This window comes from Rhizobium rosettiformans (assembly GCF_016806065.1).
Classification (GTDB): Bacteria; Pseudomonadota; Alphaproteobacteria; order Rhizobiales; family Rhizobiaceae; genus Allorhizobium.
On the sequence record NZ_CP032405.1, the window covers coordinates 247,616 to 274,410 of the forward strand.

The following is a 26,795-nucleotide window of genomic DNA, read 5'->3' on the forward strand; positions in this document are numbered from 1 at the left end:
TGACGAAACCATGGGCAGAAATGTATCTTTTCCCCGCATACACAAACGGCAGGCGGAGCGCAATCGGATCCGGCGCTTGTGGTCAATAATCCCGACCAGCGACAGCGCCTGTGACCTTTCCCGCCGCCACGAGCCGCGCCGAAGGCAGAACCGTCAGCGGCGTGGTCAACGGCGCCCCCTCCCCACGTCCGAACATCAGGCGGCGCTCGTGCACCCCGGAATCGAAGAAGGGATAGCGCTTGAGCAGTTTTGCACCCGTCGTGTGGGTATTGGTGGCCATGAGTGTGAGCTCGAGACCATAGATCTCGGTCATCCGCCGCTCGACCACGGTTTCCGCATAGAAGACGCGCTTGTAAAAGGCAGTATGATGCGGCCGAACGTGTTGCAGCACGCGGTCCGCCTTGAAATAGGCGGCAGCGACAATGCTCGTTCGAAGAGTGATGTAGGGGAGAATGGGCAACTCGCTTGCCACATCTGGATCGACAGCGAAACGCGCGGGGTCGATCAAGGTCAGTCCCGCATCCAGGTAGGCTTCCATCACGTCGGGAAAGACGCCTGCCGACTGGGATAGTGGGTGTTTTGGGGTCACGTGGTGAAGCCTGATCGTGCTGACTAGCTCTTCGAAATAATAGATCCCGAAAACATAGGCGTGCCGGTCGAAATCAGCATCATCAATCATGCTTGGCGCCGCGACCGGGAGCACGTTCGCTGCCTTGTAGGCCTTGTAACGTAACTGCTCGATATCTTCGAAATCTTCTTGCGTCTCGATCCGGCGATACTCGATGAAATCGAGGTAGCGCATCAATCGTTCCGAAAAGCCTTCCAGTTCCATACTGATACCCCGCCGTCTGCAAACGATGGCATGGGGTATCACCTATCCTTTTACCTCGCTCCCCTGAAAATTAATAAGATATTAAAATGCGATAGGTTAAGGTTAACAGTCGCATTCGCAACTGCCTTGGCGAAGAGCAGCGGTTGTGACGGGACACGGACACAGGCAGCAGAATAGATGGTCAAGCCACGCCGACGTGGGCCGCGATCCCGTTGACTTCGGCCTCTTCTGCGAGAGCGGCGATGGCATGGGGGGCAATCGGCATCGAGAAGACATAGCCCTGGATGAGATCGGCGCAGTTGTGCTTCTTGATCAGCGATAGCTGCTCGCGCGTTTCTACCCCCTCAACCACAATCCCGATGTCAAGACCGCGCGTCAGGCTGACGATCCCCCGCAGAAGCTTCAATCGGCGGGCGTCCTGCCCGATGTTGCGAACAAAAGAACGATCGATCTTCACCACATCGACGGGCAGGGTATCCAGGTAGCTGAGGCTCGAGAAGCCGGTGCCGAAATCGTCGATGGAAATCGTGATCCCGAGCCCACGTAGCCTGTCCAGAACGGCGCGGGCGGGAGTGAGTTCTTCGATCAGGCTGCTTTCCGTGACCTCAAGATGCAGCCGCTTGGCAGAGAGCCCAGTCTCGGAAAGTATCCGTTCGACCGTGGCGGCGAGATCGCCCTGCCTGAGATCGTGGACGGAAAGATTAACCGAAACACCAATTGCCTCCGGCCAAGTCTGGCAATCAAAACAGGCTCGGCGCAGTACCTGCTCCGTGATCTCTGTGACAATGCCCATCTCTTCCGCGATCTGGATGAAGATGTTTGGCGCGATCGGCCCCTTTTCCGGATGATGCCATCGGGCAAGCGCCTCGCAACAGACGAGACCGCGCCCATCCGGAGTGAACATGGGCTGGTAGACGACGGTGATGGCATGCTGGTCGACGGCCGCTCGGAGATCGGCTTTCAGCCGCTGCCGCTCCAGATAACGCGCATCCATTTCCTTGACGAAAAGCGTGAAGCTGCCCCGACTGCGCGCCTTCGATTCGAACAGCGCGATATCTAGCTTGACCAGCCAGTCGTCCATGTCGAAGGCGGCACTCTCGACGAGCACCGCTCCGGCAGAAAAAACGACCGGGATACGCATCCCCTCGACATCATACTCGGCGCTGGAGGCGGCATGCAGGCCGCGCATCACGTCTTCGAGGTCATCCTGATCTTCGACGTTCGGGAAGAAGCAGATGAAGTGATCGCCCACTTGTCGGCCGACAATCGCCTTGCCCGCGGCAAACGCCGTCAGGCGGGACGCGATGGAGACCAGCAGCTTGTCGCCGGTCAGATGCCCCTTGAGATCGTTCACGTGCTTGAAATCGGCGACGTCGAGGATCATTAGACCGACAGTCGTCCCGAACTCGCCGGAGCGCTCCAGACGCTCGCGGACCAGATCGATGAAGTATCCCCGCTGCGGCAGCCCCGTCAGACTATCGTAGCGGGCCATGTGAAGGATCTTGCGATCGGCATGTACCCGGGCTGTGACATCCTCGAAGATCAACACGACCCCGCCCTCGTCGCGCCGCTTGGCGGAGAATTCCAGCACCAGGTCCTCGGAGAAATGCATGAGCGCGCGGCTTGAGAAGCCTTGCACGAGATGGACGAGTTGCTTCTGGAGAAGGCTCGACATGGCCCCGTCCACAAACGTATGGCGGACGCCGTAGCGCAGGACGACATCGAGATCGCAGCCGACGAGGCGGCGGCGGTCCCCCAGGTTGAGCAATTCGCAGGCCTTCCGGTTGACCACCTCGATCCGATTGTTCGGATCGAGCATCAACAGACCATGCGTCATGTTGCTGAGCGCCGTGTCGAAGCGGTCGGCAATTTTCGCCATTTCGCGCGAGGCCAGGACATTCTCATAGAGAAAGTCGCGCACACCATTGGCCATCGACCGCACGGTGAGACCAAAGGGCACGAGCATCAGCGATAGCAGAGCCTTGAAGATGTCTTGCGCCAGAAGGCTGCCGATGACCATGGGCACGCAACACGCCAAAGTCTGCAGATCGACGGCAAGCCGAGATCCATAGTTGCGGCCGACGACGGACACCATCGATGCCATGGTGACGGCTATGCAGGCAAGTTCCGCGAATGTGTCCTCGAAGGCGAGCATCGCGTAGCCGCTGCCGATACCCAGGATCGCGGCGGTCGATGCGCCGCCGATGACATAGCGGCGTTCCCAGGCAGCGATCTGCTGCCGCGTCAGCTTCGCTTTGTCCTCGCGATCGAAGACAAAGAAGGAATGCAGCCGGAACGAAAAGACGGCAACGAAGCAGGCACACAAAAAGAGGTAGAAGGACGCGCCCGTCTGCACATAGACCGTGACGAAGGTGAGGATGTGGACAACCATGCCGGTAAACAGCGTGAAGCGGTTGTCGAACAGAGAACTGACGAACGACAGATACACATCCGTGGGCACATTCTGATCGTGCCGCTTCTCGGTCTTCATGATCTGCCCTCCCGGCAAGGTTGGACGCGAAACCTCAGTTTTCAAATGATGTCTCTTCCAGTCCTTGTGCCTGTTTTGCGGCGAAAAGCATGTCCTAAAACGTCACAGTTACACGCAAAACGAAGCAAGTTCTAAAATGCACTGCTTCGAGGTGACACGCAAACCAGTAAGCGAGAACCTCTTAAGGGCGACATATCGAAACCGTTAAAATGCAAGCGAGCACAAGCGAAGCGCGCAGGCGAAAAGCCAGCGCCATCCCCGGCTGCAACCCTCTGCCAATTCAACTTTCGTTGCCCCCGCGGGCGGATCTACGCAGTCCAGTTGCGCGTGGTTTGCCATTGCTCTAAGCACGAAAAGACAAGGGGAGAACAAACACAATGACAATCCTGTTGGCTGTTTCTCGGCTGATCGATGCGATCAACGGGGCCATCGGGCGCTGGGTTTCCTGGCTGCTCCTGGCCGCCGTCCTGATCAGCGCCGGCAATGCCGTCATTCGCAAGATCTTCGATATCTCGTCAAACGCCTGGCTTGAGCTGCAATGGTACCTTTACGGAACCGTCTTCATGCTCGCCGCCGCCTATGCCCTGCTCCGCAACGAACATATCCGCATCGATATCCTGTCAGGGAGCTGGAAGAAGCGCACGCGCGACTGGCTCGACTTGATACTGCACATCATCTTCCTGGTACCCTTCTCCTTCCTGATGGCCTATCTGGCCTGGCCCTGGTTCTGGCTGTCCTTCCGCTCTGGCGAAGTCTCGTCGAGCGCTGGTGGCCTGATCATCTGGCCGGCAAAGGCCGTCGTCCTGATCGGCTTCATCCTGCTGACTGCGCAGGCCTTCTCCGAAATCATCAAGCGGGCCGCCGTCTTGATGGGACGGATCGAGGACCCGCATACGGTCGCGCCGCAGCCCGAAGGCAAGGAGGCCTGAGATGATCGACCTTATCGCCCACAATCTCGCGCCGATCATGTTCACGACCGTCATGGCCATGCTGCTGCTCGGCTATCCGGTCGCTTTCACGCTCGCTGCCGGCGGCTTGATCTATTTCGTCGTCGGGGTCGAACTCTCACACATCTCGTCCGAGATCCGCCTGTTCTGGCCGCTGCTGCAGTCCCACCCTGAACGCATCTACGGGATCATGTATAACGACACGCTGCTGTCGATTCCGTTCTTCACCCTGATGGGGATCATCCTCGAACGATCGCGGATGGCCGAAGACCTTCTCGACACGATCGGCCAGCTCTTCGGGCCGATCCGCGGTGGTCTCGCCTACGCGGTCATCCTGGTGGGCGCCCTGCTCGGCGCCACCACGGGCGTGGTAGCAGCATCGGTCATGGCCATGGGCCTGATCTCGCTGCCGATCATGCTGCGCTACAAGTACAATGGCCCGCTGGCCTCCGGCACGATTGCCGCCTCCGGCACACTTGCCCAGATCGTACCGCCTTCGCTCGTTCTGATCGTCATGGCCGACCAGCTCGGCCGCTCCGTCGGCGACATGTATGTCGGCGCGCTCTATCCGGCACTGATGGTCATCGCCGCCTATTGCGCCTATATCTTCGCCGTGACGCTCGTCAAACCGGAATGGGCCCCTGCCCTGCCCAAGGAAGCGCGCACGCTGGGCGATGGCGTGACCTCCCTCCTGGTCATGATTGCGATCGGCACGGGTCTCTACTTCCTCGGATACCACCTGCTGTTCACTGGCATCGCCAGCGCGGAATGGCAGCTGGTCGCGGCCCTCGCCTTCGCCGTCGTCTCCGTCTATGGCTTTGCCCTGATCAATCGCGGCATGAACCTCAATGTCATCTCGCGCCTGGCACAGGAAGTCATCGTCGTCATCGTCCCGCCGCTGGCGTTGATCTTCCTCGTTCTCGGCACGATCTTCCTCGGCATCGCGACCCCGACCGAAGGCGGCGCCATGGGCGCCACGGGCGCGCTCATCATTGCCGCCGCAAAGGGGCGTCTGAACCTGACCATCCTGAAGAATGCATTGGACGCCACGACGCGCCTGTCTGCCTTCGTCATGATGATCCTGATCGGCGCCCGCGTCTTCGGCCTGACCTTCTACGGCATCAACGGTCAGGTCTGGGTCGAGGACCTGCTGCTGGCACTTCCGGGTGGCGAATACGGCTTCCTGATCGTGGTCACGATCATCATCTTCATCCTTGGCTGCTTCCTCGACTTCTTCGAGATTGCCTTCATCATGGTGCCGCTCCTCGTACCCGTTGCCCAGAGCCTCGGGATCGATCTGGTCTGGTTCGGCATCATTCTCGGCCTCAACCTGCAGACCTCCTTCCTGACGCCACCCTTCGGCTTCTCGCTCTTCTATCTCAGATCCGTCGCACCCGAGGGGCAATGGAAGGACAAGGTGACGGGGCAGATGCGCGACGGCATCAAGACGCTGGAGATCTACAAGGGGGTGTTGCCCTTCATCGTCATCCAGTTCCTCGCGATCGTCACCGTCATCGCCTTCCCGGGGCTCGTGATGCACTACAAGGGGGATGCGATCGTACAGGATCCGAGTACGATCCAGATCACCATCCCGCAGCCCTCGGGCGATGGCGGATTGACCATGCCGTCCTTCGGGCTTCCGCCGCTCGGCGGAGACGGGCAGGCGCCGGCAGGTGGCGCAGGCCAGCAGCCAAGCTTCGGGCTCCCACCGCTCGACCTTGGCCAGCCGCCGGCCATCCAGCCGCCAGCAGGCCCGGCGCCCGCCGCCCCAGCTCCGGCCCCGTCAATGGATCTGAGCCAGCCACCGGTCATCCAGTAGCGGTCACTCGCCACTCGATCCACATTGATCACAGAACAAGACCCCGGCCACCGCCGGGGTCTTTCTCGTTTTGCAGCAGACACGAAAAAGCCCCGGTCTCGAGACCGGGGCTGCATTCAAACAAGCGGTAGCGTCGGATGATCAGAGCTTGTTGGCGCGCTGCTGCATCATCATGAAGGTATCGAAGGTGTAGTCGGGCAGCTGCATCCAGAGATAGGCGTCCTTCTTGAAGGCCAGCTGGCTGTCGTAGATCTTCTTGAAGGCGGCGTTGGAAGCATTGATCTCTTCATAGGTGGCGAGAGACGCCTCGTAGCAGGCTGTCAGGATCTCCTGGCTGAACGGACGCAGGACAGCACCCGAACCGACGAGCTCCTTGACCGAGATCGGGTTCTTCACGTCATACTTTGCCAGCATGTTGGAGTTGGCAAAGGCGCACGCGTCGTGAAGGATGGCCTGGTAGTGAGCCGGCAGGCTGTTCCACTTCTCGAGGTTGACCATGGTGTGCAGCGCAGCGCCACCTTCCCACCAGCCCGGATAGTAGTAGTACTGTGCGACCTTCTGGAACCCGAGCTTCTGGTCGTCATAGGGGCCGACCCACTCGGTGGCGTCGATCGTGCCCTTTTCCAGCGCCGGATAGATGTCGCCCCCGGCGATCTGCTGCGGAACGACGCCGAGCTTTTCGATAACCTTGCCGGCGAAGCCGCCGATACGCATCTTCAGCCCCTTAAGGTCGTCGAGCGTGTTGATCTCCTTGCGGAACCAGCCGCCCATCTGGGCACCGGTATTGCCGGTCGGAAGGCCGTAGAGACCCTGGGTCGCGAAGAACTCGTTCAAGAGCTCGTTGCCGCCCCCCTGATAGAACCAGGCATTCTGCAGGCGCGCGTTGAGACCGAACGGAACGGCCGTCGCCAGTGCATAGGTCGGGTCCTTGCCCCAGTAATAGTAGTTGGCGGTATGCGACATTTCGACGGTGCCGGCGGCAACAGCGTCATTCGCCTGCAGACCGGGCACGATTTCGCCGGCCGTGAAGACCTGGATTTCGAAATTGCCGTTGGTAGAAGCCTTCACTCGCTCGGCCACGTCGTTGGCTGCGCCGAAAATGGTGTCGAGTGCCTTCGGGAACGACGACGTCAGGCGCCAGGTGATTTTCGGATTTTCCTGCGCGATGGCGGGTGCTGCCAGCACGGTGGACGCCGCAGCACCCGCACCGGCGACGCCAGCCTTCTTGATAAATGAACGACGATCCATGAACTACCTCCCAGTTGTTGCCCCACCGGCGGGCATCGTCGGCCCCTCCCGGCAGCGATGCGCGAGCTAACCATTTTGTCTAAAGCGATTCAAGCGCTTGGACTCTATTCTTTTGGATGAGAGCTTTCACTTGAGCGTGCCTGTAGAGGGCAGCCGCTATGTTAGCGCGAACATGTAAAGGCGAGAAAGAGACAACACAACCGGAGCGGCTTTACTGCACAAAGCCACAACGCCTATGTGCCATTCCACGGACGCTCAGGGCAGCATCAGGAGCGCCAGATCCGCACCGAGATTATCCGTCACCTCATAGGAAAAGTGCCGTCCTCGAACCAGTGTCAGCAAGGTTGCCCCACCGGGGTCGCTGATTGTTACGCTGCCATCCTGGTGCTGGGTCCAGGTGGTCGCCCGCGCCAGACCGGGCCAGACCTCTTCGCAATCGGGTGGAGCGAAGAAGTCGCGACTGCGACTGGTGAGCGCGGCACCGCGCTCCACGAGACAGACGGTTTTCCGCGTGAAGTTGGACACGGAAAACAGGGCCGGCGGTGAGACCGAAGCCGCATGCAGCCTGGCAGCAAAGGCTGACGGCGCATGACTGGCAGGTGGAATTGTGCCGAGCACGATCGGATCGGCGGCCATTCGCTCAGCGCGCTGCGGCAAAGCCCAGATACTGAGCCCGACCGCTGAGATACCTGCACACAGGAGGACTGTCGCCACGATGGCGAGAGAGGACTTCATCGGAGCATCCTTCCGCTCGAGACCCCATATCGGAACAGGATGCACCGGCAAGCTTGCGGAAGGCTGACCGCCGAATCAGCTCTTCGGAAGCGGCGTTTCCGGAACCGGTGTGAGCGGCCGTCCCGTGTCGAACCAGCTGACGATATTGTCGACGACGAGATCGGCCATGGCGTCACGCGTCGGGACAGAGGCCGACGCGACATGCGGCAATAACGAGACATTCGGCAGATCGATAAGATCCTGGGGCACGCGAGGTTCGTCGGCAAAGACATCGAGGCCTGCAGCAGCGATCGCCCCAGCCTGAAGGGCGGCAATCAGCGCAGGCTCGTCAACTGTCGAACCGCGACCGACATTGATGAGCACGCCATTCGGTCCGAGTGCGGCGAGAACTTCGGCATTGATTGCACCATTGGTCTCCGGCGTCGACGGGACGATGGAGATCAGTACATCGACCGCTTCCGCAAGGCCCACAAGGGTGTCGTGATAGGCAAAATCGACATCCGTGCGGGGTCGCCGCGTATGGTAGGCGAGTTCGACCTTGAACGGCAGGAGACGGTTGGCAATCTCCATGCCGATCCGGCCGAGACCATGAAGGCCGATCTTGCGCCCCTTGAGCGAGAGCGGCGAGAGCGGAAAGGCTCCCTCCTTTTCCCAGCGACCGTCACGCAGATAGCGCTCGGCGAAATAGAACTGGCGCATGGTGTTGAGGAGAAGCGCAATCGCCGTATCGGCCACCTCATCGTTCAGCACGTCGGGCGTATTCGTGACCACCATCCCCGCAGCAGCGGCCGCCTTCACATCCACGCCGTCATAGCCGACGCCGAAGCTGCCGATCACCTCGAGTTTCGGCAAACGCTCGATCAGCGAAGCCGGAAATCGGCCGGAGACCGCAGCGCCGCGCACCCGCTCCAACCTGTCCGCGTCCACATCTGCGGCAGTGGCATCGGCGATTTCCAGAAGGTCGAACCGATCCGAAAGACGGTCACGGACGCGCGGATGAATGCGGCCTGGAATAAGCACGAGGGGGCGATCGGACATGGCTGTCTCCTTGCAGGGCGAGGATCATGGGCGCGCGGCTTGAAAGCCGGCTATGGGGTTACCGACGGATCGGGCCCGTTGATTGGCGAATGCGCATCTCGGGCTTGATCAGGTGGATGCCATCAGGCTCATGACTGCCGGCAAGCTTGTCGAGCAGTGCACGCGCAGCAAGCCGCCCGACCTCGGCCTGACCGTTCCAGACGGTGGTCAGGGATGGCGTCGCGATCGAGGCCTCCTCGAGGTCGTCATAGCCGGTGACCGAGATGTCCTGACCGGGGATGAGACCGGCACGGGCAATGCCGTTCATCAACCCGATAGCAACGAGATCGTTCCAGCAGACGGCAGCCGTGGGCTTCTGCGGCAGCGACAGGAAGTTCACCGCCGCTTCGAAACCGCCCTGCTTGGTGCGGGGACCCGGAATGCGCAGGCCCGGATCGACTTCGATACCCGCCTTGCGCAGGGCGTTCACATAGCCCTGGTAACGGTCGCGCCCCGTGGATGTCTGGTCCGTGCCGCCGATCATGGCGATCGAACGATGGCCAAGCCCGATCAGATGGTTGGTCGCGAGCGAAATGCCGTAGCTGTCGTCGCCGCGATAGATCGGCACATCGAGCCCATCCATCGAGCGGGCGATGAAGATCGCCGGCATGCCGTTGTTCTCGGCCAGCAGCACGTCTTCCGGCGGCGTACCGATGGCCGGCGACATGATCACTCCGTCACCACCCAATTGCAGCAGCGTCTCGATGAACATGCGTTGCTTGTCGACGCTGTCGTAATGATTCGAGAGAATGAAGGTGTGTCGGCTGCGGTCGAGCTCTGTCTCGATGGCCTTCAGGATTTCCCCGTAAAACGGGTTCATGATGTCATGCACGACGACACCGATGATCCCGGAGCGGGAAGTGCGAAGGCTCGCAGCACGTCGGTTGTAGATGTAACCGAGGGCGCGCGCCTGTTCCTTGATCTTCTCGCGGGTGTCGACCGCAACGAGCGGGCTGTCACGCAGGGCAAGAGAAATGGTCGCCGTGGAAAGACCAAGCGTTTCCGCAATGGTCGAAAGCTTTACCTTTTGTGCCACGTTTCCTCCCTCGCAGCAGGCCGGTGGGCGTTCGACCGCCCTTAAAAGATTTAATTAAACAATTTAATTGGCGATTTCAATCACTGTCATCGTCGGCAGGATCGGCAGACCGGATGCCACCCTGACCCGACAGATTGCCCTCGATGACCGCCAGCAGCTTGACCAGGATCTTCACTTCCTTGCCCGTCAGACCCTGGATGGCATAGGCCTCGCAGGCTTCCGTAACCGCTGCGATCCTGGCGACACTGCCGCGCCCCTCGTCGGTCAGATAGACTTTGGTCAGGCGCCCGTCCCGATCATCGGTACGGCGCATGACAAAACCCTGCGCCTCCATCCGACCGATCGTGCGGGTCATGGTCGGCGCCTTGACGCCGAGCTGATGGGCCAGCGCACCTGGCGTCTGGCCATCTTCCTGCGCGAGAAGTTGCACCACGCCATCTTGGCCCGGATAGAGCCCGCTTTCGGCAAGCCCGTGTGAGAGGCGGGTTCGCAAGGCACGCGCAACCTGGGTCACAGCGCCGCTCAGCACACCCGAAGCCGGCGGCTCCTTCTTCTTGCCCTTCTTCTTTTCACCGCGGTCCTTGTCGGCCTTGTCCTTTTTCGCCATGACTCTCCCCGGTCGACAAACGCTGCGGCCCTCACTGCAATCCGCCGCGACGGCTGCCATGCATAACGAAGATGATGAGGTTAGACCAGATGGCGAAACCCGCCCTATCGTTCGCGGAGAATGATCCCAGCCTGCGCGCCGATGACCGGCGCGACTGGATTGCCGTCCTGCCGCTCGGCGCGCATGAGCAGCACGGCCCTCACCTGCCCTTCGAGACCGACACGATCATTGCTGATGGCATCATGCGCCGCGTCGCCGGTACGCTGCCGTCCCATCTGCCCGTCACCATTCTGCCGGCAGAGCCCGTAGGCTATTCGATCGAACATATGGATGTAAACGGCAGCCGGTCGCTCACCTACGACGAGGCGATCAACCGCTGGCTCGGCATCGCCGAAGACCTGAACCGCCAAGGCATTCGCAAGCTGGTGCTGATGAACGCCCATGGCGGCAATTCCCCGCTGCTTACGATTGTCGCAACCGAAGCACGAGTGCGCTTCAACATGCTGGTGGTCGCCACCAGCTGGACGCGCTTCGGCCAGCCAGAGGGCTGGATAACGCCTGAAGCGAAGGCAATCGACATCCACGGCGGCGACATCGAGACATCCGTCATGCTGGCGCTGGCGCCGGATCGGGTCGACATGGCCAAGGCGCGGGCATTCCCGTCGCGCCAGTCAGACTTTGCCGCCCGCTTCAATCACCTGCTCGCCTACGGCCCTCATGCCTTCGGCTGGAAGATGTCAGACCTCAACCCTGAAGGCGTGGCCGGCAATGCGGCGGCGGCGACGGCAGAGAGGGGGGAGAAGCTGCTCGCGCATGCGGTCGCGGGCCTTCTGGAGTTGCTGGAGGACGTGCACAGGTTCGACGTCTCAGACCTAGATACAGCTTGACGAAAGCCTTTGAACTGGCAAAGCGGAACGCCTATATGGGGGTAACACCATTACAGCCGCACCGCCCGGCACCCCCTGACACCAGAGGCTTTCATGACCGAAGCATCCGTAAAACCGACACCCGTCACCGTGCTCACCGGCTATCTCGGCGCCGGCAAGACGACGCTGCTCAATCGCATCCTCTCCGAAAACCACGGCAAGAAATACGCCGTCATCGTCAACGAATTCGGCGAGATCGGCATCGACAACGATCTGATCGTCGAGTCGGACGAAGAAATCTACGAAATGAACAACGGCTGCGTCTGCTGCACCGTGCGCGGCGACCTGATCCGCGTGGTGGAAGGCCTGATGCGCCGCCCCGGCCGCTTCGACGGAATCATCGTCGAGACGACGGGTCTCGCCGATCCGGTTCCCGTCGCCCAGACCTTCTTTATGGACGACGACGTTCGTTCCAAGACGGAGCTCGATGCCGTGGTCGCTCTGGTCGACGCAAAGCATCTGCCGCTGCGCCTGAAGGACAGCCGCGAAGCCGAAGACCAGATCGCCTTTGCCGACGTCGTCGTCATCAACAAGGCCGATCTCGTCACCCATGACGAACTGCACCAGATCGAGCACATCGTGCGCGCGATCAATCCCTCGGCTCGCATCTACTCAACCACCCGCTCCGGCGTCGATCTCGCCAAGGTGTTAGATCAGGGCGCCTTCAATCTCGAGCGCGCGCTGGAAAACGATCCGCATTTCCTCGACCATGACGACCCGGACCATGTCTGCGGCCCGGATTGCGACCACGATCATCACCACCACGGTCATGACCATCATGACCATGATCACGGGCATGATCACCACCATCACGACCACGGTCATGGCCATCACCACCATGACCATAACGCCCCATCGGCGATCCACGATGTGACAGTGACATCCGTTTCGCTGCGCGGCGGCGAGATGAACCCGGACCGCTTCTTCCCCTGGATCCAGAAGGTGACCCAGACGCAAGGCCCGAACATCCTGCGCCTGAAAGGCATCATCGCCTTCAAGGGTGACGAGGAGCGTTATGTCGTTCAGGGCGTGCACATGATTGTCGAGGGCGATCACCAGCGTCCGTGGAAGGATGGCGAGAAGCGCGAGAGCCGCCTTGTCTTCATCGGTCGCGAACTCGACCGCGAGAAGCTGGAAGCCAGCTTCAAGGCCTGCGAAGCCACCTCTGCCTGAGCGGGGTATTCCCGCCCCGCCGCCTGACCGAACCGTTCTGCCTGAAAGAAAGCCTGTCCGTATGCCCACAGTCGCACCGCTCGATATCGATGGTCACGTTGTCTCGACCCATTTTCTCGGTGACATCCCGGTCTTCGCTGCGGCGAGCGGTGCCATTCATCGGCTGGACGGTGGCGAGAAGGTAACGGAGGCGAATGCAGGGCTGCTGACCTGCGTCAAGGATCCGGCAAGCCAGACCCTGCTCACCGGTGGCGAGGACGGCCGCGTGCTCCGCATCGCCCATGACGGCACGGTCACCGAACTTGCCCATGTGCCGCGCAAGTGGATCTCGGTCGTCGCACCCGGTCCGCAAGGCGCCGTCGCCTATGCCCATGGCAAGTCGGCCTTCGTGCGTCTTGCCGATGGCACGACGAAGGAATTCACCGAGGAACGCACCGTCGAGGCGGTGGATTTCGCGCCCAAGGGCCTGCGCATCGCTGTCGCACGCTACAATGGTGTCACGCTGCACTGGGTCGGAACGGCAGGCGCGCCTGTTGATCTCGACTGGAAGGGCGCCCATACCGGCGTCACCTTCTCGCCCGACGGTCGCTTCGTCGTCACCATGATGCAGGAAAGCGCACTGCATGGCTGGAAGCTCGACGGCAAGGCCGCAGACACCCGTCATATGCGGATGACCGGCTATCCCGCCAAGGTCAAATCCCTTTCCTGGTCACCGAAGGGCAAGTGGCTCGCCTCGTCAGGCGCACCGGCCGCTATCGTCTGGCCGTTCTCCGGCAAGGATGGCCCGATGGGCAAGGCTCCGCTCGAACTCGGCACCCGCGCCAACATTCTCGTGACCCAGGTCGCCTTCCACCCGATCGAAGAAGTTCTGGCGATCGGGTTCATCGACGGCATGATCCTCGCCGTGCGCATCGCCGATGGCAAGGAGGCGCTATTGCGTCGTCCCGGCAAGGGTGCAGTGACCTCGCTTGCCTGGAGCAGCACAGGTAAACTCCTCGCCTTCGCTTCCGAGGCGGGGGATTGTGGCGTCGTCGACATCACCGGCTGATTGCCGAGACAACACCTCAAAGCGCTTTAGTTGCGTGTAGGCGCGGGAAAAATCCCGCTCAGCGGTAAAGTTTGCGAAAATTCGCACTATACCGTTCACCATGTGCTTACCTTAACCATGCGGTAGTAATTGCCTCCCTATTTTCGGGGAGGACGAGCGAGAGACAACAAAGCCGCGTCTCGTCTGACTGCAATAATTCTCCGCAGCCCATCCCAATTTCCTCTTCAACCACGGCATCCTGCCGAGGCGCAGACGCATGCGCCTGTCCGGCGGGCGGATTTGCAAACGGACGCAACATGACACTCAACCTCAAAATCGTGGTGACGGCAGCGGGTCTCGCTCTTGCCGCCGGCATCGTCGCCGTCGCAGGAGTGGGCGCACAAACGCTGCAGACGCTCAAGGTCAATGGTCCGATCTATAAAGAGATCGTCGACGGCAAGGACCTGATCGCCGACATCCTTCCCCCGCCGCTGTACCTGATCGAATCCTACGCGCTTGCCAACGAGGTCTTCGTTCATCCCGACACTGCAGCGGTCAACGTGCCACGCTTCGACCTGCTGAAGGCGCTCTACGACGAGCGACGCGAATACTGGAAGAACTCCACCCTGCCAGACGTACTGCGCGCAAAGCTTTACGACGAAGTCATCGCCAAGGGCGATCGCTACTGGAGCACGCTTCAAAACGACCTGAAGCCCGCTCTTTCGGCTGCCGATGGCAGCGCTGTCACGCCGATCCTGTCGAAACTCAAGGTCGAGTTCCACGATCACGAGACCTCCGTAAACCAGCTCGTGACAATGGCGAGCGATTACCTCGTCAGTCGCGAATCCTATGCGGCCGCAGAAACGTCCAGCCGTGAGCTTCTCCTGCTGACGCTCGGCCTGCTGCTCATCACGACCGCGCTCGGCAGCGTCTACTTCATTCACCGCCGCGCGCTGAAGCCGCTCGGCGAAATCACCGAGTTTATGACGAATATGGCAGGAGGCGATTTCTCCGCCACCGTTCCCCATGCACATCGCAAGGACGAGATCGGTCACATCGCGGTAGCCGTTGAGGTCTTCCGTCAGGCTGGCCTCGAAAATCAGCGCTTGCAGTCCGAAACTGAAACGGCACGCGCCGAGGTAGACCGCGAGCGGGCTCTTCGTGACAAGGATAGGGCGATTGAGGCGGAAGCCCTTCGCTTCGTCATCGAGGCCTTGGGAGCCGGCTTGCATCGCCTTGCGGAATGCAACATCCGCATGACCCTGGACGAAGCCTTCGACAAGCGATTCGAACCGCTGCGCCACGACTTCAATCATTCGATCGCAACCTTCCAGACGACCCTGGAAAAAGTCATGGAGGAGACCCGTCGCCTGCTGGAAAACAGCCAGGAAATGCGGGAGGCGTCCAGCAATCTCGCAAATCGTACGGAGCAGCAGGCAGCAGCTCTCGAGCAGACGTCAGCAGCCCTCGAACAGGTCACGGCCACGGTAAGGCTTTCGGCCCAGCGTACCAGCGATACGCGTGAGCTCGTGAAAGAAGCGAAAAACTGTGCCGTAGCATCGGGAGATGTGGTTCGCTCCGCCGTGTCTGCCATGGAGCGGATTGAAACCGCGTCTTCCGAGATCGGCCAGATCATCGGCGTGATCGACGAGATCGCCTTCCAGACCAACTTGTTGGCCCTGAACGCCGGTGTCGAGGCCGCGCGCGCAGGCGAAGCCGGCAAGGGCTTCGCGGTCGTCGCCCAGGAGGTCCGGGAATTGGCGCAGCGCTCGGCAAACGCTGCACGCGACATCAAGGGGCTGATCCAGAAGTCGAGCGTCGAAGTGTCTTCCGGTGTCGAGCTGGTCGGCGAAACCGGCCACGCACTCGACCAGATCGGCGATTTCGTCAGCCGGATCGACACCAATGTCGATGCGATCGCAACGGCAGCCCGGGAACAAGCAACCGGTCTTCAGGAGATCAGTCAAGCCATCAACAGCATCGACCAGATGACGCAGCAGAATGCCGCCATGGTCGAGGAAACCACAGCCATCGGTCATACTCTGGCAGAAGGCGCGATGTTGTTGACGACCCTGGTCAACAGGTTCGAACTCAATCGCCGCTCGGAGATCCGCGAAGGCAACTCAAAGACTATCGAGCATCGGGCCGCGTAAGTCGGCGAGGTCCCACCCCAACAAGAAACGCCCGGCCATCCAAAGGGATGGCCGGGCGCTTCGTTCGAACGATCAGGCTGATCAGAACTTGACAGCGAGACCGACGTTAACCGTGTGCTGGTTGAAGTCGACGTCCGTGCCACCGAGGTTGCCAGAGCCGAAGTCGTTGTAACGGTACTCGACGCGGGTGAACATGCGGTCGGTCAGGGCGTAGTCAACGCCACCACCGATGGTCCAGCCATGCAGCGTGTCGTCGAAGCTGCCAGCTGCGGTGTTGCCTTCGATGTTCGTGCCCGTGTAACCACCAGCTACGTAAAGCAGCGCGCGGTCCATGGCATAACCCATGCGGGCGCGAGCCGACCAGTTCAGACCGGATTCGAAATCGCCAACGCCGGCAACAGTTTCGTCGTTCCAGTCGTAGTTGAGGTCGCCTTCGAGACCAACAACGAGCTGGTTGCCGAGATCCCAGTTGTAGCCAACGAAGCCGCCGAAGCGAGCGCCGTCGAAGCTGGCGTCGATACCTGCAGTTTCGCCGTCACCCCAGCCGTAGCCGGTCAGGATACCTGCATAGCCACCTGCCCAGGAAAACTGCGGCGCGGTTTCAATGGCAGCCATCGGCGGTTCAGCCGGAGCTTCGTAGATGGCGTCAGCCGCGAAAGCCGAGGTCGAAATCGCCAGAGCGGCGGCAGATCCGAGAAGGATGCTCTTCATCATGTTTTTAACTCCTGTGTTACAAGGTCGCTTATAACGCCATCTCTGGTTAATGTATGTGATGATTATACAACATAACCACCTAAACCTATCCGGCGTATTTGTTCCCGCCCGTGCGAAATTTTTCGCGCCGGACCCCGCACCAAGAAGCGATGAGAGCGAAGATAGTTCCCGCTCGTGGCGGAAAAAAGGACAGCTCTTGTCAGGACTGCGTGAGGAGTGCGTGAGTTTTGCCACACCGGCTGCCGCAGAGCCCTTTGCGCACCAGGGCAAAAGCAACCGCACATCGCAATCTCCTGCGGTACTATCGCAAAGTGACATGCAACACAGACGGTGGAGGCTGAGCGCGGTTATGAGGCGGGCTCTGAAATGACGCCTGTTTTATGGAGAAGGAATATGATGGTCAGAAAATCGTTCATCGCCGCCAGCATTCTTATGTCTGTGGCAAATCCCACATTCGCCGCAGACGCGGTGATGGGTGGCCCCGCCGAACCACCGGCCGCGGAGATCGTCCCAGCGCAGTTCTCATGGAGCGGTGGCTACGCTGGTATCCTGACCGGCTACGGATGGGCGGACGTGAAGCCGTCCGACCTGGAACTCAGCGCCGATGGTGCACGCGTTGGCGCGTTTGCGGGCTACAATTTTGAAATTGGCAACAACCTGTTCCTCGGTGCCGAAGCTGAACTGGCATACGACTGGAACCAAGACACGTCGATCGTCTCCGGCCAGACTTTCACGATATCGAGCGGACTGAGTGGAGCAGCGAGAGCGCGACTGGCTTACGGCGCAGATCGCGCTCTGTTCTATCTGGCCGGTGGTTACGCCGTAACCGAGCTGAATGGTGAGAGCAGTGTCATGGCAAAGCAAGACAAGACCATGCATGGCTGGACGGTCGGCGCTGGCGCTGACTACGCCGTCACGGACCGGATCATTACCCGGGTCGAATATCGCTACACCGACTTTGGTGACGTCACATTTCCGGGTGACACGGAAGCCGTCAGCCTGAAGCAGCACGCCGTGAACGTTGGCTTGGCGGTCAAGTTCTAAGGACACACTGTCGCGGCCTGGCCTTCGCAGGAAAGGCAGGCACGGCTTCCGAGATCGGAAGCAGCATGCGTTTCATACATGGAAAGAAGGGCAATCGCATGTGCCGACTGCCCTTCCGTGCGCCTTAGACTGAAAGCCCTTAGAACCGATAGGTGATACCCGCGCCGATCAGCCAGGGATCGAGCTTGGCCTTGCCGGAGTAGTTCGTGCCGCCAATGGTCGCATCGAAATCCGCCTTCAGGAACAGCTTCTTGACGTCGAAGTTCACGCCCCAGTGCTCGTTGATCATGTAGTCGGCCCCCACCTGCAGCGCCGTGCCGAAGGTATTCTTGACGTCAAGGCTGCTCGCCGCATCGCCCTTCTGGCTGTAGAACATGGTATAGTTGACGCCGGCACCGACATAGGGCTTGAACGCGCCGAAATCGGTGAAGTGGTATTGCAACGTCAATGTCGGCGGCAGAAGCCAGGTCTTGCCGACCTTGCCCACGGCAGCCAGGCTCCCCTCCCCGTAGATGTTCGAATAGGTCGTGCCGAGGATCAGTTCGGCGGCGAAATTGTCGGTGAGGTAATAGGTGATGTCGAGTTCGGGGATCACGCTGTCACTGTAGGACAGATCCGATCCGGCAACGCCGTTCACGGACCCCGAATCATTCGTGATCACGCCCAGACCACGCACGCGGACCTGCCAAGGGCTCGGCGCGGCAAACGCTTCGGTCGCCGCTTCCGGTGCCGAGTCCATGAGCGGCACCATGTCGGCCGCCGGGGCTGCGGCGGTCAGCAGCAGCAAAGTGGCGGTCGCGGCAAGAGCGCGGGTTGAGGCAGTCCGGACGGTGCTCATCATTCTCTCCTTGAAACAGATACTGGCCTGAAGCCGGCGCCAGCTAGCAGCCCCGGAGAGAAAAGCCGCTTGAGGCAGATCAATAGGTTAGCACTTGATTATAAAAAACAACGATCGCCTATGAAGCTGTGGTCAACGCGACACAGCCAGAGTTGACGATTGAAAAAGCAGCGTGCGTCCGGGCTCATGCCGGACAAAGGAAAGGGCCCGGCGCGAGCGAATCGCAGCCGGGCCCTTCAGCGAGCATCTGGGAGCCTTCGATCAGGCTGCGCGGCGCAGGTCCGTCGGCTGCGACAGCTTACGACCGGACGCGACCACCATGCCGGCAGCTCCTTCGAGCCAGCCATGCACAAGTTCCAGCGCCAAGAAGCGGTCACGGGCAAACGGACCCGGCATCACCAGATGCTGCGTCTTGTCGGCAAAAAAGCCGAAACGCTCATAATAAGGGGCATCGCCGACGAGCAGCACAGCACCGTGGCCGCGCTTGCGCGCCTCGAGAAGCGCTGCCCGCATGAGCGCCGCGCCAATTCCCTTGCCCTCATGGGCGCAGTCGACGGCGAGCGGACCGAGCAGCAGGGCGTCAACCGCCTGGCCTGCACGGCTGACGCCGGCCTCGATATTCCACAGACGCACGGTTCCGATCACGTGGCGTGCGCCATCACGGGCAACGAGTGCCAGCCCTTCGGCCGGAACACGACCGCGGCGGATCTTCTCCGACGACTTCTTGCGGCGGTCGCGGCCCATGGTGCGGTCAAGCAGCGCCTCGCGCGCGACCACGTCGGCCGGCGTTTCATGATCGATGACAAATGCAGGCGACGGCGCGAAAAGCGCGCGCATGCTGGTCAGAACAGCGGCCATTCTGGCCTCCCATCCCAAGCGATGACGATAATTGTGAGGGTCCGTGCCGGTTTGCCGGCACGGGAGACGTCAGATGACGTAGGACTTGAGCGGGTCGAAGCCGTTGAACGCCACCGCCGAATAGGTGGTGGTGTAAGCGCCGGTGCCCTCGATCAGAACTTCATCGCCGATCGAAAGCGTGATCGGCAGCGGATACATGTTCTTCTCGTACATGACGTCGGCCGAATCGCAGGTCGGACCGGCAAGCACGCAAGGCGCCATTTCGTCGGCGTCATGGGCGGTGCGGATCGGGTAACGGATCGCTTCGTCCATGGTTTCGGCGAGACCGCCGAACTTACCGATGTCGAGGAACACCCAACGGTTCTCGTCATTGTCCGACTTCTTCGAGATCAACACGACTTCCGCCTTGATCACGCCGGCATTGCCGACCATGCCGCGGCCCGGCTCGATGATGGTCTGCGGGAGGTTGTTGCCGAAGTGCTTCCGCAGCGACGCCTTGATCGCCAGACCATAAGCCTCTGCTGACGGGATGTCGCGCAGATACTTGGTCGGGAAACCACCACCCATGTTGACCATCTTCAGGACGATGCCCTGCTTGGCCAGCGACGCGAACACGCGCTTGGCATCGGCAAGGGCGCCGTCCCAGGCGTCGACCTTGGTCATCTGCGAGCCGACATGGAACGAGACGCCAAAGCTTTCGAGGCCGAGCTGGTGTGCATAGACGAGAACGTCGACGGCCATCTGCGGCACGCAGCCGAACTTGCGCGACAGCGGCCATTCGGCGCCTTCGCCGTCCGTCAGGACGCGGCAGAACACGCGGGAGCCAGGAGCGGCACGCGAGATCTTCTCGACTTCCTCATGGCTGTCGACGGCGTAAAGGTTGACACCGAGAGCGAAGGCACGCGCAATATCACGCTCCTTCTTGATGGTGTTGCCGAAGGAGATGCGCGAGGCATCTGCACCGGCATCGAGTGCCATCTGGATCTCGGCAACGGAAGCGCAGTCGAAGTTCGAGCCCAGCGAGGCCAGGAGCTGGAGGATCTCCGGCGCCGGGTTCGCCTTGACTGCGTAGTAGATGGCGCTGTCCGGCAGGGCATGACGGAAGGCACCGAAATTGTCGCGCACGACGTCGAGGTCTACCACGAGGCAGGGACCTTCGGGACGTCGGGTGTTGATGAAGTCGAGGATGCGTGCAGTGGTCATCGATGTAACCTTCCAAATTCCGAGCGTATCCGAAGCGGCCAAGCTTCGGATGGACAAAGGACGGCGAGACATCGCTCGAAACCAGTCGGTGGAGACACCGGTACCGTACGAACGCTCGACGCGCGAAACGATGGATAAACGCACTCTTGCCTGAGCGCATAAATCCGCTTTGTCTGCCATGGATTGGAGGGAGACCCTACCGCACTTCCGGCAATGATGGTGTGCCTCTTCAGTACCCCGGCTGATGGAAAGCCGGCAGAGAACCAGAAAGGCCCGCACCGTCGTTGCTTCAAGATGTCCTCGCATTTCCCGGTTGGCCGGAATAGCGACTGGAGGGGTTAGTTCCAGGTACCTTACCGATGACCTCACCTTAGGGATAAATACCAGTTCGAGGGTCGGCGGACACCCACAGGCACGTGCGACTTTGGGCAAACCGGAGATAAGAAATGCGCTCGTCATAATCAAGAGATTTTTTGAGGCCGTGCGGAAGTTTTTTCGCCGTTTCTGCGGTAGCTATTGAACGAAGCGGGCGCTTTGTTCACAATCCGGCAACTTCGCGAGGGGATTGGGACTGAAATGGACACGCTGACGCGCATCAGAGCCTTCATCGACGTGGTGGAAGCCGAAGGTTTTTCCGCTGCCGCCCGCAAGACGGGCCGCTCCAAGGCGCTTTTGTCGAAGTACGTCAGAGAGTTGGAGGATGAACTCGGCGCCCTCCTGCTCAATCGTACGACACGACAGTTCTCGCTGACCGAGGCCGGCCACACCTATTTCCGCACCGCCGCTGACATTCTGAAGGAGATCGACAACCTCGCCGACCTCGTGCGCGAGAACAATGCCGACCTCAAGGGCAAGCTCAAGGTCACGGTTCCCCGCACCTTCATCGATGCCGATGTCGGACAGTCGCTGATCGATTTTGCCAAGGAGAACCCACAGATCTCTCTGGAGATCGTTGCGGAAGACAGGTTTGTTGACCTGATCGAGGAGGGTTTCGATCTCGGCATCCGAATCACCAAGCTCGATGATTCCGGCATGATCGCCCGCAAGCTCTCCGACTTCCGTATCTATGCCTGCGCCACACCGGCCTTCATTGCAGAGAACGGTCCACTGGCGCATCCCAGCGAACTCTCGCGCATCCCCTTCCTGATCGATACCAATTCTCGCTCCCACAACAGCCTGCGCTTCATGGAAGCGAATGGCGACATGATCTCGGTCAACGTTTCGGGCCCTATCGAAGTCAACAGCCCGCTGGCGACCCTGCGCGCCGCGCGGGCTGGCATGGGCGTCGCCATGATCCCGGACTTCATTGCCCGCCCCTATCTGGCATCGGGCGAACTGGTCTCGCTCTTCGACGATTTCATCGCCAAGGACCGCGGCATCTATGCCGTCTACCCGCACCGCCGCTATCTCCCGGCCAAGGTACGCGCCTTCGTCGACTATCTTCACGCATGGTTCAAGCGCTACTCCTGAGCCGTGAGCGCAGCATCGGGTCCCACTTTTGTCCCATTCATCGGACAGGGAGGACCCTCAAGCGGGAAATCGGGAAGGGTTTTTGAGAGCATGCTGAAGAGGCTCGGTTACTGGGCGGCCGCAATGGTCACGGCCTTTGCCACACCGGCACTTTCCCATCCGCACATCTTCGCCGAGGCCCGTCTCGAGATTGTCGCGGCGGATGACGGCACGCTGAAGGAACTGCGCAATGTCTGGCGCTTCGACGACATCTTCTCCTCGAGTGTTCTCATGGACTTCGACAAGAACAGCGACCTGAAGCTCGACCACAGTGAGCTCAATGAAATTGCCAACACGATCCGCGATTCGCTCGGCGATTACAGCTATTTCACCTTCATCACCAAGGACGGCGCGACCAGCGAGATCGCCAAACCAGAGGTCTTCAACGTCGACTTCAAGGACAACCAACTGCTCGTCTTCTTCGTCGCAAAACCGAAGACGCCGGTCGCGATCGGCGGGCGTATGAATTTCGGCGTCTACGATCCGACGCTCTACACGGCAATCGACTTCGCCAAGGATGAGGACATGCTGGTCGAAGGCAAGGCCTTCGCGGCCTGCACCCACAAGGTCGTCCGCCCCGATCCAGACGAGGTGATTGCCCAGAACCAGCTCAACCTCACGGAGGCCTTTTTCAGCGATCCAACCGGCAATGACATGGGCAAGCTGTTTGCCACCCGCATGGAGGTCTCATGCTGAGGACGGTCGGCCGCGCACGCACTGGAGGGCTCATTGCCGTGACACTGGCGATCGTGCTTCTCGCCGGTCTCGCCCATGCCGCCTCTCCTCTCGGCATTGGAACGGCAGAACCCAGCTACCAGCCTTCAAGCGGCCCTTTCGCGCAACTGCTGGTCTGGATCAACGACCACCAGCAGAGCTTTTACCGATCGCTGACCGGCGCGCTGAAGGCCATGCGCGAGGATCCCGCAAGCGTCGTTACACTTGTCGGCCTCTCCTTCTTGTACGGGATCTTCCACGCCGCCGGCCCCGGTCATGGCAAAGCGGTCATCTCGTCCTATCTGCTCGCCAATGAAATCGAGTTGCGCCGCGGCATCCTGATTTCCTTCGTCTCGGCATTCCTGCAGGGCCTCGTCGCCATCGCGGTCGTCGGCACTGCCTATGTCGTGCTGCGCGGCACCGCGATCAGCATGACGGATGCGACGCGAACACTGGAGATTGCCAGCTACGCGATGATCGTCGCCTTCGGCCTGTGGCTGCTGGTGCGCAAGCTGAAGGCATCCTTTGCCCAGACCAGCAGGGCTGCCGCAACGACGGGCAGCCTGTTCGAGAGTGCCGACACGTCCTCCGGCGGCAGCGTTACGGCCTCGCTGTTTGCCGGTCCGACTGAGACCACCTCGACTGGCGAGACAACCGGCTCACGCTTCCGCGCCCTGGCGGTCGCCCATGATCACGATGCGCTGGCTCCAGGGTCTGTCTGCCACGAATGCGGCATCGCCCACCTGCCCGATCCGAGCCTCGTCGGCGGCAGCGCTTTCAGCCTGCGGGACGCCTGGTCGGCCGTCATCGCGGTCGGCATGCGGCCATGTTCCGGCGCCTTGCTGGTGATGACCTTCTCGTTGTTGAACGGCTTGCTGCTCGGCGGCGTGCTGTCGGTTTTCGCCATGGCGTTCGGCACCGCGATTACCGTTTCGATTCTCGCCAGCCTTGCGGTCGGCGCCAAGGGCATTGCGTTGAAACTCTCAGGCCCTGGGTCGCGCCGCGCGGGCGTCGTTGCGAGCTTGATCGAAGTCGGCGCAGCACTGCTCGTTATCCTACTCGGCGCCCTTCTATTGGCAGCCAGCCTGAACGGCTGAGAGGTTCAGCTCTGGTCCCCGTCCCGGCTGCGCTGATAGCGCGAGCGGAGCCACAGGATCAGAAACATCGCCATCAGGGCGACCCCACCCACGAAGGCACCGAGTTCGGGCGAGTAGCGCCCCAGCCAGAGCACGACGGTCGGAACGATCAGCATCAGGCCGAAGATCACGGCAACAACGACAGCGGCCTGCGCTGCCGGCGAGCGCGTCGTGCTCGACGTTCCCTCGGACCGCGCGACCTTCTTCGGTTCCGGCAATTTGCTGAAGGCGTAGACCACGACCCCGATCGCCACGCAGATGCCGACCGACCAAGCAACCGTCGCACTCTGGAAGCTCGCATAGGCAAGTGCGGCAACGGTTATTGCCGTGCCGACATAAAGGATGATGCTGAAGATGTTCGGCTTCACGATTTGCTTTCCTATCAGGTGTCTGAGGCCGCGAGCTCGGCCCGCAGATCCTCAAGCCGACGCCGTTGGCGGCCGGCCTCGTCAAAATTCTCAGGCGAAAGCCAAGCCTCGAAGGCAGCGCGGATCAATGGCCACTCGCTGTCGATCATCGAGAACCACGCGGTATCGCGGTTCTTTCCCTTCGACAGCATGTGTTGGCGGAACACGCCTTCGAAGCTGAAGCCGTAGCGCTTCGCCGTCACCTTGCTCGGCTCGTTCTCGTTGTGGCACTTCCATTCGTAGCGGCGATAGCCGAGATCGTCGAAGACGTGCCGGGCCAGAAGATAATGCGCCTCTGTCGAAAGCGGAGAGCGGCTCATGGCAGGACCATGCGCCACACCGCCGATTTCCACGACGCCATTGGCCGGATCGGGTCGCATGTAGTTTGCCATGCCGACGATCTTGCCCGACGCCTTGTCGCGAAAAACCTCCGTGACCCAGCCACCTTTCTGGACGGCCGCCAGCCAGGCGTCGAAGTCGTCGATGCCGTTGAAATCGGGCTGGGTGAAATAGATGAGCAGCGGATTGATCGCCATGCCGCCAAGACCGGTCCAGAGCGCATGGAGATGCGCGGAACGGTCAAACGGCTCGACCACGACAAAACGCCCCTCCAGCCTCACGGGCTGGGGCGCCGGACATCCTTTGAAACTGGACAGGTCACGCATGAAAACGCCTCGGGCAAAACAATGGCCCGAGGCTTAGGGCACGGAGCCGGCAAAGGCAACCGTCCGGGCAGGACCGAGCCCGGACCGGATGCCGCAGCAAAACGTCAGAGACTGATCTTTGCAGAGGCGACGGTGGCCTCGATATGATCGACCAGCGCATCCGGCAGACCTAGACGACCGGCCAGCATATCGAGGTAACCGCGCTCCGTTCGGGTGTCGGGCTCGATCGTCAGGCGCGAGGCGGTGTAGATTTCCACCTTCTGCTCTTCGGTCTTGGCCGAGGCGACGAGCGCATCGAGATCGATCGGCTTGGCAAGCTCGGCCTCGATGAAGGCTTCGGCTTCCGTACCGAGACCAGAGAGGTGAACCTTGTCCATGATCCGCGCCCGCTCGGCAGTATCGATGTGCCCGTCGGCCTTGGCGGCGGCGATCATCGCCCGCACCAGCGACAGGGCAAAGTCATTCGAGACGGCCTGGGGCTCGGTGCTGAAGGGAGAATCCTGCGGCGGCGGCAGAAGTTCTGGCAAGGCCTGTGTCGGCTCAGGCTTCTGGCCAGCCTGATAATTCTTGTAGGCCTGGTAGCCGAGACCGGCAATTACGGCGAGGCCGCCGAGCTTCAGGGCATTGCCGCCGAGCGATCGACCGGTCTTCGTGCCCAGCAGCACGGCTGCCAGCGCGCCGCTCTTCCACGGGTTGGCCTTCGCCATACCGAGGATATCGTTCCCCTTCTGGCCGATCGAGCCGGATGCTCCCGGCATCTGCGATCCGAGGAATTGATCCAGCAGCTTCTTGGCGTCAAACATCGCGGTCTCCTTGTTGAAACGGTCGCCCCCTAGATAGGAAGCGACCGCGATTTTACAAAGAGATGTGCGAAACTACTGACGCAGGTGTCAGCCCTTGAGCGCCGCAGCCTCGCTGGCAAGCTTGGTGATGCCAGCCCAGTCGCCGGCTGAAACCAGTTCCTTCGGCGCAACCCACGAGCCACCAACGCAGACGACGTTCGGCAGCGAGAGATAGTCCATGGCATTCTTCAGCGAGATACCGCCGGTCGGGCAGAACAGCGTTCCAGCGAGCGGCGAGGACAGGGCCTTGAGATAGGCCGCACCGCCGGCCTGCTCGGCGGGGAAGAACTTCAGGACCTTGTAGCCCTCTTCGCGGAGCGCCATGACTTCCGACGCGGTGGCCGCACCGGGCAGAAGCGGAATGTCGGATTTCCGCGCCACGTCCAGCAGTTCTTGCGTCGTTCCGGGGCTGACGATGAACTGCGAACCCGCATCGACGGCTGCGGCATAATGGGCGGCGTTGAGGATGGTGCCGGCACCGACGACGGCGCCTTCGACTTCCTGCGCCACGAGCCGAACGGCTTCAAGTGCTGCATCGGTCCTGAGCGTGATCTCGATCGCCTTCAGCCCGCCTGCGACAAGAGCGCGCGCCAAAGGCACCGCCGTCTTGGCATCCTCAACGATCAGAACCGGCACGACCGGCTGAAGTTTCAGGGTGGAGAGGAGCTTTTCGGTTTTATCGCCCATGGCAGAACCCTCTTTTTAAAACGATTAGATCGGCCTTTCACTAACCCGCGACGGCCTCAATGTCGAGCCCGAGAGCTAGCACGGAATCTTTCCAGTTTCCTAACACG

25 protein-coding genes are annotated in these 26,795 nt (G+C 60.9%); 10 read left to right on the forward strand and 15 right to left on the reverse strand.

Going from position 1 to position 26,795, the window contains the following annotated elements; genetic code table 11:
- Positions 1 to 82: 82 nt before the first annotated feature.
- The gene (locus D4A92_RS01285) at positions 83 to 832 is read right to left on the reverse strand and encodes an N-acyl amino acid synthase FeeM domain-containing protein (protein WP_203017597.1); all 750 of its coding nucleotides are present in this window, start codon (positions 830 to 832) and stop codon (positions 83 to 85) included.
- Between the two features lie 181 nt (positions 833 to 1,013).
- The gene (locus D4A92_RS01290) at positions 1,014 to 3,323 is read right to left on the reverse strand and encodes a putative bifunctional diguanylate cyclase/phosphodiesterase (RefSeq protein WP_203017599.1); all 2,310 of its coding nucleotides are present in this window, start codon (positions 3,321 to 3,323) and stop codon (positions 1,014 to 1,016) included.
- A 377-nt stretch (positions 3,324 to 3,700) separates the two neighbouring features.
- On the opposite strand from D4A92_RS01290, the gene D4A92_RS01295 reads away from it, so the two are divergent.
- Together D4A92_RS01295 and D4A92_RS01300 are read left to right on the forward strand one after the other, a co-directional pair.
- Positions 3,701 to 4,252, forward strand: coding sequence for a TRAP transporter small permease subunit (locus tag D4A92_RS01295; RefSeq protein WP_006726949.1), 552 nt, complete (start codon positions 3,701 to 3,703; stop codon positions 4,250 to 4,252).
- 1 nt (position 4,253) lies between these two features.
- Positions 4,254 to 6,089 carry a TRAP transporter large permease gene (locus D4A92_RS01300; RefSeq protein WP_203017600.1) on the forward strand — a complete coding sequence of 612 codons (1,836 nt, stop codon included), beginning with the start codon at positions 4,254 to 4,256 and terminating at the stop codon, positions 6,087 to 6,089.
- Between the two features lie 141 nt (positions 6,090 to 6,230).
- Here the strand turns inward: D4A92_RS01300 and D4A92_RS01305 are convergent, their stop codons facing one another.
- The 5 genes from D4A92_RS01305 to D4A92_RS01325 form a co-directional block, all read right to left on the reverse strand.
- Positions 6,231 to 7,337, reverse strand: coding sequence for a TRAP transporter substrate-binding protein (locus tag D4A92_RS01305; RefSeq protein ID WP_203017601.1), 1,107 nt, complete (start codon positions 7,335 to 7,337; stop codon positions 6,231 to 6,233).
- Between the two features lie 255 nt (positions 7,338 to 7,592).
- Positions 7,593 to 8,072, reverse strand: a complete 480-nt coding sequence (locus D4A92_RS01310) for a hypothetical protein (protein ID WP_203017602.1) — start codon at positions 8,070 to 8,072, stop codon at positions 7,593 to 7,595.
- A 75-nt stretch (positions 8,073 to 8,147) separates the two neighbouring features.
- The gene (locus tag D4A92_RS01315) at positions 8,148 to 9,110 is read right to left on the reverse strand and encodes a 2-hydroxyacid dehydrogenase (protein WP_203017603.1); all 963 of its coding nucleotides are present in this window, start codon (positions 9,108 to 9,110) and stop codon (positions 8,148 to 8,150) included.
- A gap of 58 nt (positions 9,111 to 9,168) precedes the next feature.
- Positions 9,169 to 10,185: a LacI family DNA-binding transcriptional regulator gene (locus D4A92_RS01320; RefSeq protein ID WP_006726954.1), complete on the reverse strand. Its 1,017-nt coding sequence runs from the start codon at positions 10,183 to 10,185 to the stop codon at positions 9,169 to 9,171.
- A gap of 76 nt (positions 10,186 to 10,261) precedes the next feature.
- Positions 10,262 to 10,792 carry a MarR family winged helix-turn-helix transcriptional regulator gene (locus tag D4A92_RS01325; protein ID WP_203017604.1) on the reverse strand — a complete coding sequence of 177 codons (531 nt, stop codon included), beginning with the start codon at positions 10,790 to 10,792 and terminating at the stop codon, positions 10,262 to 10,264.
- Positions 10,793 to 10,881: 89 nt separating this feature from the next.
- Between D4A92_RS01325 and D4A92_RS01330 the strand changes: the two genes are divergently transcribed.
- The 4 genes from D4A92_RS01330 (at position 10,882) to D4A92_RS01345 (ending at position 16,071) form a co-directional block, all read left to right on the forward strand.
- Complete coding sequence (locus D4A92_RS01330; protein ID WP_203017605.1) at positions 10,882 to 11,679, forward strand: creatininase family protein; 798 nt, start codon at positions 10,882 to 10,884, stop codon at positions 11,677 to 11,679.
- Positions 11,680 to 11,772: 93 nt separating this feature from the next.
- Positions 11,773 to 12,891: a CobW family GTP-binding protein gene (locus tag D4A92_RS01335; RefSeq protein WP_203017607.1), complete on the forward strand. Its 1,119-nt coding sequence runs from the start codon at positions 11,773 to 11,775 to the stop codon at positions 12,889 to 12,891.
- A 61-nt stretch (positions 12,892 to 12,952) separates the two neighbouring features.
- Positions 12,953 to 13,939, forward strand: coding sequence for a WD40 repeat domain-containing protein (locus tag D4A92_RS01340; RefSeq protein ID WP_203017608.1), 987 nt, complete (start codon positions 12,953 to 12,955; stop codon positions 13,937 to 13,939).
- Between the two features lie 296 nt (positions 13,940 to 14,235).
- On the forward strand, positions 14,236 to 16,071 hold the full coding sequence (locus D4A92_RS01345; RefSeq protein WP_203017609.1) for a methyl-accepting chemotaxis protein: 1,836 nt from the start codon (positions 14,236 to 14,238) through the stop codon (positions 16,069 to 16,071).
- Between the two features lie 81 nt (positions 16,072 to 16,152).
- On the opposite strand, the gene D4A92_RS01350 is transcribed toward D4A92_RS01345, so the two are convergent.
- Positions 16,153 to 16,785: an outer membrane protein gene (locus tag D4A92_RS01350; RefSeq protein ID WP_425958495.1), complete on the reverse strand. Its 633-nt coding sequence runs from the start codon at positions 16,783 to 16,785 to the stop codon at positions 16,153 to 16,155.
- A gap of 393 nt (positions 16,786 to 17,178) precedes the next feature.
- Between D4A92_RS01350 and D4A92_RS01355 the strand changes: the two genes are divergently transcribed.
- Entirely contained in the window at positions 17,179 to 17,829 is a 651-nt protein-coding gene (locus D4A92_RS01355; RefSeq protein WP_246754002.1) for an outer membrane protein, read from the forward strand.
- Positions 17,830 to 17,968: 139 nt separating this feature from the next.
- On the opposite strand, the gene D4A92_RS01360 is transcribed toward D4A92_RS01355, so the two are convergent.
- From D4A92_RS01360 to odc2, 3 genes are all read right to left on the reverse strand, one after another.
- The gene (locus D4A92_RS01360; protein ID WP_425958492.1) at positions 17,969 to 18,667 is read right to left on the reverse strand and encodes an OmpW/AlkL family protein; all 699 of its coding nucleotides are present in this window, start codon (positions 18,665 to 18,667) and stop codon (positions 17,969 to 17,971) included.
- A 261-nt stretch (positions 18,668 to 18,928) separates the two neighbouring features.
- On the reverse strand, positions 18,929 to 19,525 hold the full coding sequence (locus D4A92_RS01365) for a GNAT family N-acetyltransferase (protein ID WP_203017611.1): 597 nt from the start codon (positions 19,523 to 19,525) through the stop codon (positions 18,929 to 18,931).
- 69 nt (positions 19,526 to 19,594) lie between these two features.
- A complete protein-coding gene (gene odc2 / locus D4A92_RS01370) occupies positions 19,595 to 20,728 on the reverse strand; it encodes an ornithine/lysine decarboxylase (RefSeq protein WP_203017612.1) in 1,134 nt (377 codons plus the stop codon).
- Positions 20,729 to 21,304: 576 nt separating this feature from the next.
- Between odc2 and D4A92_RS01375 the strand changes: the two genes are divergently transcribed.
- The 3 genes from D4A92_RS01375 (at position 21,305) to D4A92_RS01385 (ending at position 24,048) form a co-directional block, all read left to right on the forward strand.
- Positions 21,305 to 22,198, forward strand: coding sequence for a LysR family transcriptional regulator (locus tag D4A92_RS01375; RefSeq protein ID WP_203017613.1), 894 nt, complete (start codon positions 21,305 to 21,307; stop codon positions 22,196 to 22,198).
- Between the two features lie 90 nt (positions 22,199 to 22,288).
- Positions 22,289 to 22,933, forward strand: a complete 645-nt coding sequence (locus tag D4A92_RS01380) for a DUF1007 family protein (protein ID WP_203017615.1) — start codon at positions 22,289 to 22,291, stop codon at positions 22,931 to 22,933.
- A complete protein-coding gene (locus D4A92_RS01385; RefSeq protein ID WP_203017617.1) occupies positions 22,927 to 24,048 on the forward strand; it encodes a nickel/cobalt transporter in 1,122 nt (373 codons plus the stop codon). The genes D4A92_RS01380 and D4A92_RS01385 overlap by 7 nt, the downstream gene beginning before the upstream one ends.
- A gap of 5 nt (positions 24,049 to 24,053) precedes the next feature.
- Here D4A92_RS01385 and D4A92_RS25030 read toward each other — a convergent pair whose 3' ends face one another.
- The 4 genes from D4A92_RS25030 to D4A92_RS01405 all read right to left on the reverse strand — a co-directional run bounded on the left by D4A92_RS25030 (position 24,054) and on the right by D4A92_RS01405 (position 26,688).
- The gene (locus D4A92_RS25030) at positions 24,054 to 24,455 is read right to left on the reverse strand and encodes a hypothetical protein (protein WP_246754003.1); all 402 of its coding nucleotides are present in this window, start codon (positions 24,453 to 24,455) and stop codon (positions 24,054 to 24,056) included.
- 14 nt (positions 24,456 to 24,469) lie between these two features.
- On the reverse strand, positions 24,470 to 25,159 hold the full coding sequence (locus tag D4A92_RS01395) for a GNAT family N-acetyltransferase (protein ID WP_203017619.1): 690 nt from the start codon (positions 25,157 to 25,159) through the stop codon (positions 24,470 to 24,472).
- Between the two features lie 104 nt (positions 25,160 to 25,263).
- Positions 25,264 to 25,962: a tellurite resistance TerB family protein gene (locus D4A92_RS01400; protein WP_203017621.1), complete on the reverse strand. Its 699-nt coding sequence runs from the start codon at positions 25,960 to 25,962 to the stop codon at positions 25,264 to 25,266.
- 87 nt (positions 25,963 to 26,049) lie between these two features.
- Entirely contained in the window at positions 26,050 to 26,688 is a 639-nt protein-coding gene (locus D4A92_RS01405) for a 2-dehydro-3-deoxy-phosphogluconate aldolase (RefSeq protein ID WP_203017623.1), read from the reverse strand.
- Positions 26,689 to 26,795: the final 107 nt, after the last annotated feature.